Source organism: Nosocomiicoccus massiliensis (assembly GCF_000438455.1).
GTDB lineage: Bacteria > Bacillota > Bacilli > Staphylococcales > Salinicoccaceae > Nosocomiicoccus > Nosocomiicoccus massiliensis.
On sequence record NZ_CAVG010000137.1, the window covers coordinates 1 to 1,915 of the forward strand.

At 32.8% G+C, this 1,915-nt stretch carries 2 protein-coding genes; both read right to left on the reverse strand.

Annotation, left to right across the window (positions count from 1 at the left end; translation table 11 throughout):
- The coding region (locus TJ68_RS06510) for a PD-(D/E)XK nuclease family protein (RefSeq protein WP_040929357.1) at positions 1–610 on the reverse strand (610 nt) is incomplete at its 3' end.
- Between the two features lie 35 nt (positions 611–645).
- Positions 646–1,915, reverse strand: a 1,270-nt coding sequence (locus tag TJ68_RS06515; RefSeq protein ID WP_187364862.1) for a PD-(D/E)XK nuclease family protein, incomplete at its 5' end; no start/stop codon positions are given.

Sequence of the window (1,915 nt, forward strand, 5' to 3'; positions counted from 1 at the left end):
CCTTTAACATCTCTTCATACATTTCAGGTGTTTTCGCAGTCATTAACTTATTTTGCGTTTGATTGTTAGCACTCGTTTTTGTAGTTACGACTGGATAGAACATCATCGTTAACGGAAGTAGATTTCCTCCGAATTTTTCAGCATTTGATTCAATAATATTCATATATATAAATTGTTGAAGTTCTGTTCCGAGATATACGTCTTTTAAATCGAGGTCTTTATTTTTACTTGATTTATAATCGATTAAAGAAATATAAGTACCATCTTCACGTACATTTGTATCAATTCGGTCGATAACTCCTCGTAAGTTTACTATGTTTTTCTTTTCAGTCTCGAGTTGATACGCACCAAACAAGTCGTTTTCGTGGCCAAATTTTTCTTCTAAATATTGAATATTAAAATCCGATGCTTCTAAATAACGTTCTAAGTTAATCACGACATCTGTAATTGTCTCAATACTTTTTAACTTTAATATTCTATAGTATCCCGTATGTTCAAATATACCGTGAGAAATATTTTTAACTGCAGTATTTACAGACTCTGTTACTGCTTTGTTAATATCAGATGGTGTTAGCTCCCGCAGTTCATAGTTAAAATGATTTTTTAACACATCTTCTAGTACTGAGTGGTATAAGTTACCGAGATCTACCGCTTCAAGTTTAAATCTTCACGCTGATCAAGTTTTAAACCATACTCCATAAAGTGTTGGAACTGGCAATTATAAAAGCTATGAAACCTCGATACAGACCCACTTAAAGCATCACCGTATAATTCTGTTGCGACTGATATATCGATTTTTTCACTTTCGTTTTTATACGATAAATGTCTCACTAACTGATTAAATATGTCTTTATGATTAACGTCATTTTTAAGCGCTTGAAGTGTTTCTAAAAATACTTTATCTTTAACACCTTTTGTTACTGTATCTTTATATTTTTTCGGTGTATTTAATATATTTCTTAAGTGCTCAAGGAGTAAATCACGCATACTATCGATGCTGGAGATATTATATTCCACATCTCGAGTACCATATAACGACGGATTGATCACCGACATGTTTGATGCGTTTTTTAACTCCTCAATAAACGGGCTAATTTTTGTCGGCTCATTTTTTAAATTACTTACCGCATAGCTAATGAATAGTCCATCCGTTGGACGCGTCACACCATGATAAAAGACAAAGCGTTCATCTTGACGAAGTACTTCATCTCTTGGAGTGATTTGAATGTCGTTCAATTCAAACGCTTCTTTTTCTTCGTCAGTGATAATATCGTTATGACTCATATCCATCGGCATGACGTTATTGTTCATACCGATCATAAATATATATTTTTTATTTTCAACTTTCGCAAGGTCCAGTAATCCAACAGTAACTTCATCGAGTGTTGCCGGTAATAAATTAAATTCTGCTTCAAGTAGACCTTCCATTAAGTTATCGACAAAAATGTTAAACTCAACCGTTTCTTCTCCATATACGATATTCGCGTCATCTAGAAGACCGATAAAGTGGTTGTACGCATCTTCAGTTTCATTTTGACGATTTTTGTTATCAATATCGTCGATATGTTGTTCGAGTCGTTCTAATACACCATTTTCTTCTAAAAAGCTATATATAGTACGGATGTAATCAATCGCTTTTGTACCGTTGTTTAATTTAGCGTATAGATTATCTAATGCGCCGAGCACTCTGTTTTTATAATCGAGCATCGCTTTGATTTTTAATTCATCATCTTCAGTAAGTTTTAATTCTTTACCGTCGTCTCGTGTTTCTAGAAAGCGTCTAAATAAATCGTCATTAAATAATCCGGATTTATAATCGATTCCAGATTCTAATATGACGTTTTCAAAAAAGTATAATGCATCGTCGTCATTTTTATAGTTTAAATAACCACTTTTCATAATGTTAATAATCGAT